Source organism: Mycobacterium sp. E735 (genome assembly GCF_001666955.1).
Lineage (GTDB): Bacteria > Actinomycetota > Actinomycetes > Mycobacteriales > Mycobacteriaceae > Mycobacterium.
This window is the reverse complement of record NZ_LZIX01000012.1, coordinates 1-6,955: the sequence shown is the minus strand read 5'-3', so window position 1 is coordinate 6,955 and position 6,955 is coordinate 1. Positions and strand designations below refer to the sequence as shown.

Genomic DNA, 6,955 nt, shown 5'->3' with positions numbered 1-6,955 from the left:
GCCCCTTCGCGCTGAGCTGCCCCCAGACGCCCTTGCCTTGGTGAGTGGACGCGACGGCGATCATCGTCAGCCACGCGGCCCGCAGGCTGGCGCCGCCCGCCACGGTGAGTCGCGTGGGATAGATGATCGACGTCCCCACCAAGAACGGTTGCTGAGGATCGGAGGCGTCCTCGGCAACGAGGATGTCATCGACGCTGACGCGTCGTTTCCACGCCTCGACGCCGCGTGGGTCGACCGGATCACCGAAAGTGCGAGCCTGGTTCGCATACACGGCGGCGAGGTCGTCTTCGGTTGGATGCCTCATGCTGATGGCGTCGTCCGTCGAGGTCATCACGCATCCAATCCGCTTATCGCCCAGCCGAACAGTCGCTCCGCACAGCGAATGACGCAGTGCGGTCTCCCGTTTGACTCCGATACCCGAGTGATCGATTACCAAACATGGCCGCCCGTCCCGGTGAAGGTGGGTCAGTGCGTCCGGTTCGGGTATAGGGATACGCCGGGGGACTTCGAGCTGAAAGGACCGAAGATGCTGCAGGCGATCACCAGAGTTGCCATCGCCGCGCCGCGCCGCATCATCGGGCTCGCCTTCCTGGTCCTCGTTGCGGCGGCCGTCTTCGGTCTTCCGGTGATCAACAACCTGTCGGGGGGCGGCTTTCAGGACCCGACCTCGGAATCCGCGCGGGCCACCGAGGTACTGCGGGACAAGTTCAACCAGACCGACCAGCAGATGATCATCGTCGTCACCGCCCCGGACGGAGCCCAGAGCTATCAGGCGCGCGACGTCGGAACCGACATCGCCAACCGCTTGAAGACATCACCATGGGTGCTGAACGTGTCGTCGGCGTGGACGGCCCCGCCGCAGGCCGCCGCCCAACTGGTCAGCAAGGACCAGAAGTCCGGGATGATCGTGGCCGGCCTGAAGGGCGGCGAGAACGACGCCCAGAAGTACGCCAGCCGGCTCACCGACCAATTGGTGCACGACCGCGACGGCGTCACGGTGCGCGCCGGCGGCATGGCCGTGGCGTACGCCCAGATCAACGACCAGAACGAGCGTGACCTGCTGTTGATGGAGTCCATCGCGATCCCGCTGAGCTTCGCGGTGCTGGTCTGGGTGCTCGGTGGCGTGGTGGCGGCGGCACTGCCCATCGTGCTGGGCACCCTCGCCATCGTCTGCACCATGTCGGTGTTGCGGCTGATCACCTTCGCCACCGACGTGTCGACGTACGCGCTGGACCTGAGCATCGCGATGGGACTCGCCCTGGCGATCGACTACAACCTGCTGATCATCAGTCGTTTCCGCGAGGAGCTGGCGCGCAGCGGCGACCGGGAGCGGGCACTGCGCAGGACCATGTCCACCGCGGGTCGCACGGTGCTGTTCTCCGCCACCACGGTCGGGTTGTCGATGGCTGTGATGGCGGTCTTCCCGATGTACTTCCTGAAATCGTCGGCCTACACCATCGTGGCCACCGCGGCCATCGTCGCGATCGCGGCGGTCGTCGTCACCCCCGCGGCGATCGCGCTGCTGGGTCCCCGGCTGGACTCCCTCGACGGCCGCCGGGTGCTGCATCGCATCCTGCACGGGCAGCGGTCGTTCCGTGATCACGCGCACAAGCCGCTCGAGGAGCAGTTCTGGTACCGGTCGACCCGATACGTGTTGCGCCACGCCCTGCCGGTCGGTCTCAGCGTCGTCGCGTTGCTGCTCCTGCTCGGCGTCCCGTTCCTGGGCGTGAAGTGGGGCTTTCCCGACGAGCGGGTGCTGCCCCGGTCCGCGTCGGCGCGCCAAGTCGCCGACATGCTGGACGACGACTTCGCCAACGGATTCGGCAACGGCGTCACCGTCGTCGTCCCCGACGCCCGCGGCGTGGGGGCCGCCGACCTGAACCGCTACGCCGCCGCGCTGTCGCGCGTGTCCGACGTCTCCTCGGTCACCGCCCCGACCGGGACATTCGTCGCCGGCAACCGGATGGGACCGCCCGCGACGGCCGCCGGCGCTGCCAACGGCGGCGCCTTCTTGACCGTGGCCAGCAGCGCGCCCCTCTACTCGCAGGCGTCGAACGCGCAGCTCGACCAGCTGCACAAGGTCCCCGGACCGGCGGGACGGTCGACGGAGATGACCGGGCTGGCGCAGATCAACCGCGACAGCGTCGGCGCGATCACCAAGCGGTTACCCCTGGTGTTCGGGTTGATCGCCGTCATCACCTTCGCGCTGCTGTTCCTGCTGACCGGCAGCGCGGTGCTGCCGCTGCAAGCGTTGGCGTGCAACCTGCTGTCGCTGACGGCCGCATTCGGGGCCATGGTGTGGATCTTCCAGGACGGCAACCTCGGCGCGCTGGGCACCACGCCCAACGGCACGTTGAACGCCAACATCCCGGTGCTGTTGTTCTGCATCGCCTTCGGCCTGGCCATGGATTACGAGGTGTTCCTGGTATCCCGGATCCACGAATACTGGCAGGCGTCGCAAGCCATCCAGGAAACGCCGCCCACTTCGGCCGAGGCGCGCGCCGCCACCGACGAGAGCACGGCCCTGGGCATCGCCGGCATCGGCCGGGTGGTGACCACCGCGGCGGTGGTGATGTCGATTTCCTTCGCCGCGTTGATCCCCGCGCACGTGTCGTTCATGCGCATGCTCGGCGTCGGCCTGACCCTGGCCGTCCTCGCCGACGCCACCCTGGTGCGGATGGTCCTGGTGCCCGCGTTCATCCACCTGCTCGGCCGATGGACGTGGTGGGCCCCCAAACCGTTGGAGGTGCTGCGGCAACGGTCCGATACGGGTGAAGACGCGGCCGCCGCGGTGGGGCGGCGGCGCTGGGCCGCTGACGCGGCCGAGCCGGAGCGCCCGTCGATCCGGAGGTGGCCCACCAAAGCCGCGACGTATCGTCACTAGCCCACTCTTGGCTCGCGCGGGTAGAGGCCGCCGCGACAGGGTCGGCCAACCGGCCTGAGCGCACCTTCCGGCCGGCCCTGCGTGACACCTGATCACGGACCTGTCAAGGTCGGCGTGCTTGTGCACAAAACGCATTACAATGCATGCACTGTTTCTGGTCAGCGGTGACCAACTACATCGGATTTCGTGGAAGGTCACTCGATGACGCCTTTGCGCAGACGACGATCGTGGCTGGCCGCCGCGATCGCTTCGGTTGCTGTGTTCGGCGTCGCCTGCGGGGGCAGCCATACCGCTGCCCCGGCGAAAGTGATCTTCGACAAGGGCACCCCATTCGCGGACCTGCTCGTCCCGAAGCTGACCTCCTCGGTGACCGACGGGGCCGTCGGTGTCACCGTCGACGCCCCTGTGACCGTCAGCGTGGCCGACGGTGTTCTCGCGTCGGTGACCATGGTCAACGAGAACGGCAAATCCATCAGCGGGCAGCTCAGCCCCGACGGGCTGCGCTGGTCGACCACCGAGCAACTCGGCTACAACAGGCGCTACACCCTGAGCGTGAAAGCGCTGGGCATGGGGGGCGCGGCGAATCGGCAGATGACCTTCCAGACCAGTTCGCCCGCCCACCTGACGATGCCCTACGTCGCCCCGGGCGACGGCGAGGTGGTGGGCATCGGTGAGCCGGTGGCGATCCGGTTCGACGAGAACATCGCGGACCGCGCCGCCGCGCAGAAGGCGATCAAGATCACCACAAACCCGCCCGTCGAGGGCGCCTTCTACTGGCTCAACAATCGCGAAGTACGTTGGCGCCCAGAGCATTTCTGGAAATCCGGGACGGCCATCGATGTGGCGGTCAACACTTACGGCGTCGACCTGGGTGACGGAATGTTCGGCGAGGACAACGTCAAGACCCACTTCACCATTGGCGACGAGGTCATTTCGACCGCCGACGACACCACCAAGACGGTGACCGTGCGCGTCAACGGTGAGGTGGTCAAGACGATGCCGACGTCGATGGGCAAGGACAGCACGCCGACGGACAACGGCTTCTACATCATCGGCGGCCGGTTCAAGCACATCATCATGGACTCGTCGACCTACGGTGTTCCGGTCAACTCGCCCAACGGATATCGCACCGAAGTGGACTGGGCCACCCAGATGTCCTATAGCGGCGTCTTCGTGCATTCCGCGCCCTGGTCGGTCGGCGCCCAGGGGCACACCAACACCAGCCACGGGTGCCTGAACGTGAGCCCCAGCAACGCCGAGTGGTTCTATGACCACAGCAAGACCGGCGACATTGTCGAGGTCATCAACACTGTGGGGCCGACGCTGCCCGGCACCGAGGGGTTGGGCGACTGGAACATTCCCTGGCCGCAGTGGAAAGCGGGCAACGCCAACACCTGACGTGCGGTTCAGTCGACCTTGTGCCAGGCCGCACAGTTTCTGGTCATGAACGCGCGGTCGGTGGGCAGGATCTGCACCACCTGCGGGCCGTCGTTGACGTTGTTGTCGATGATGTCATTGGTGTCCAGGCTGCGCAGACGCGCCCAATAGCACCCGTATTTCCCGGCGCTGCGATAGGTGCCCGGTGCGATGTCGCTGCCGACGATGAACGTGCCGTCCGACTCGATGGTCGTCTTCGGTCCCGGCGGGGGCGGCGGCACGGCGGTCACGGTCACCGTCTTGGTCGCTGCCGGCACCGTCGACGTGACGGTGGTCGCCGTGTGGTTCGACCCCCCGCAGCCCGCGAGCAGGACAGCGCAACCCATGATGGCCGCGTTCAGGGGGAGCAATTGGCGGTTCGGCGGCACGGCGCGCTGTCCCTCCCGTTCAGGGTGCAATCGCGTGCCGGGGGCCGCAACGACCCGGCGGTCAGGAAGCAACACGGGCCTCCGGCCGATTGGGGTGGCTGACGGGGCTCGAACCCGCGACATCCAGGATCACAACCTGGTGCTCTACCAGCTGAACTACAGCCACCATCGCCGCCGGCGGCCTCGAGGCCTTCGAGCGGCGACGTCGATACTAGCCGGTCGGTGGCTCGGTGGCCGAATCGATTTCGTTCGGGGTGCCGCCGTCGCCCTCCAGTTCGGCGACTACGGCCTCGATCTCGCTGGTAGAAGGTCCCGGCGGGGAGACGAACGCCGTCCGGCGGTAGAACCGCAACTCGCGGATCGATTCGTGAATGTCGGCCAGCGCGCGGTGCGCGAGCCCCTTGACCGGCTGGCCGAAATAGATCCGCGGATACCAGCGCCGGCAGAGCTCCTTGATCGAGCTCACGTCGATCATCCGGTAATGCAGGAACGAATCCAGCGCGGGCATGTCGCGGGCGATGAACGCACGGTCGGTGGCGATGGAATTGCCCGCCAACGGCGCCGTCTTGGGTTGCTTGACATGCTTGCCGACGTAGTCGAGCACCATCGCCTCGGCGGTAGCCAGGTCGACGGTCGACGCCCGCACCTCGTCGATCAGCCCTGAACGCGTGTGCATTTCGGTGACCACGTCGATCATCGACGACAACGCTTCGTCGTCGGCGTGGATAACCACGTCGACGCCGTCGCCCAGGATGTTCAAATCGGCGTCGGTGACCAGGGCCGCGATTTCGATCAACTTGTCGGAGCCGAGGTCCAGCCCCGTCATCTCGCAGTCGATCCACACCAACTCGTCTCGCACAGCGCTCAGACTAGGCTCCCGCGCCGCCCGCGCCGGCCATCGCCCCTAATTGCGCCGGAGAAGTAGTGTGAGCGTTGCCGGACCACCTGCCGAAGCACTGGGAACGGGGGCACCACGATGAGCACCGAATCCGCGGAAACACCCGCGCGCCGGATCGCCAACGGGTACGCCGTCGACGGGCAGGCACTCGAATTGGGCACGGTCGTCGTCGACGGCGCCGTCGACCCGACGGCGCAGATTCGCATCCCCCTGGCCACGATCAACCGGCACGGCCTGGTGGCCGGTGCGACCGGAACGGGGAAGACCAAGACACTTCAGCTGATCGCCGAACAACTCAGTGCGGCGGGCGTTGCGGTGATGATGGCCGACGTCAAGGGCGACCTGTCGGGTCTGGCCCGGCCGGGGGAGGCCAACGACAAGACCGCCGCGCGCGCCAAAGACACGGGCGACGACTGGGCGGCGACCGGCTTCCCGGTGGAGTTCTTGTCGCTGGGCACCGGGGGACTGGGCGTGCCGGTCCGCGCGACGGTTGCCAGCTTCGGTCCGGTTCTGCTGTCGAAAGTGTTGGGGCTCAACGCCACTCAAGAGTCGACGCTGGGGCTGATCTTTCACTGGGCCCAGCAGGCGAACCGTCGGCTGGTCACCCTGGGTGATCTGCGTGGCGTGATCAGCCACCTGGCGAGCGACGAGGGCAAGGCCGACCTGAAAGACCTGGGCGGCGTTTCACCGACGACGGCGGGCGTCATCCTGCGGGCGCTGGTCAACCTCGCCGGCGAGGGCGGCGACACGTTTTTCGGCGAGCCGAAGCTCGATCCTCAGGACTTGCTGCGCGTCGACGACCAGGGTCACGGCATCATCTCGCTGCTCGAGTTCAGCGGTCAGTCGCTACGCCCGGTCATCTTCTCCACGTTTCTGATGTGGGTGCTCGCCGACTTGTTCGCGGTGCTGCCCGAGGTCGGCGACATCGACAAGCCCAAGCTGGTCTTCTTTTTCGACGAGGCGCACCTGTTGTTCGCCGACGCCTCCAAGGCGTTCCTCGAGCAGGTCGAGCAGACCGTCAAGCTGATCCGCTCCAAGGGCGTCGGGGTGTTCTTCTGCACGCAACTGCCCACCGACCTGCCCAACGATGTGCTCTCCCAGCTCGGCGCCCGGATCCAGCACGCGCTGCGGGCGTTCACCCCCGACGATCAACAGGCGCTGAGCAAGACCGTGCGGACGTATCCGAAAACCGATGTCTACGACCTGGAATCGGCGCTGACGTCGCTGGGTATCGGGGAGGCCGTGGTCACGGTGCTGTCCGAGAAGGGCGCGCCCACGCCCGTCGCGTGGACCCGCATGCGCGTGCCGCGGTCGCTGATGGCGTCGATTGGAAACGACGCGATAGCGGCCACGGCGAAAAGCAGTGCG

General features: G+C 66.9%; 6 protein-coding genes and 1 tRNA gene. 3 read left to right on the top strand and 4 right to left on the bottom strand.

Translation table 11 applies throughout. The features are described 5' to 3' along the window. Positions 1-331: GNAT family N-acetyltransferase (locus tag A5704_RS01530; protein WP_156737579.1), on the bottom strand; the 331-nt coding region annotated here is incomplete at its 3' end. A 195-nt stretch (positions 332-526) separates the two neighbouring features. Between A5704_RS01530 and A5704_RS01525 the strand changes: the two genes are divergently transcribed. Both A5704_RS01525 and A5704_RS01520 read left to right on the top strand, forming a co-directional pair. Further along, positions 527-2,884, top strand: a complete 2,358-nt coding sequence (locus tag A5704_RS01525; protein WP_067760602.1) for an MMPL family transporter — start codon at positions 527-529, stop codon at positions 2,882-2,884. Between the two features lie 201 nt (positions 2,885-3,085). Beyond that, positions 3,086-4,282, top strand: coding sequence for an Ig-like domain-containing protein (locus A5704_RS01520; protein WP_082950092.1), 1,197 nt, complete (start codon positions 3,086-3,088; stop codon positions 4,280-4,282). A gap of 8 nt (positions 4,283-4,290) precedes the next feature. On the opposite strand, the gene A5704_RS01515 is transcribed toward A5704_RS01520, so the two are convergent. The 3 genes from A5704_RS01515 to orn all read right to left on the bottom strand — a co-directional run bounded on the left by A5704_RS01515 (position 4,291) and on the right by orn (position 5,548). After that, positions 4,291-4,647 (bottom strand): hypothetical protein, encoded by a 357-nt coding sequence (locus A5704_RS01515; protein ID WP_067760604.1) that lies wholly within the window; start codon positions 4,645-4,647, stop codon positions 4,291-4,293. A gap of 132 nt (positions 4,648-4,779) precedes the next feature. Beyond that, a tRNA-His gene (locus tag A5704_RS01510) sits at positions 4,780-4,855 on the bottom strand. 45 nt (positions 4,856-4,900) lie between these two features. Continuing rightward, on the bottom strand, positions 4,901-5,548 hold the full coding sequence (gene orn, locus A5704_RS01505; RefSeq protein WP_067760557.1) for an oligoribonuclease: 648 nt from the start codon (positions 5,546-5,548) through the stop codon (positions 4,901-4,903). A 117-nt stretch (positions 5,549-5,665) separates the two neighbouring features. Here orn and A5704_RS01500 point away from each other — a divergent pair. Continuing rightward, positions 5,666-6,955: helicase HerA-like domain-containing protein (locus A5704_RS01500; RefSeq protein WP_067781071.1), on the top strand; the 1,290-nt coding region annotated here is incomplete at its 3' end.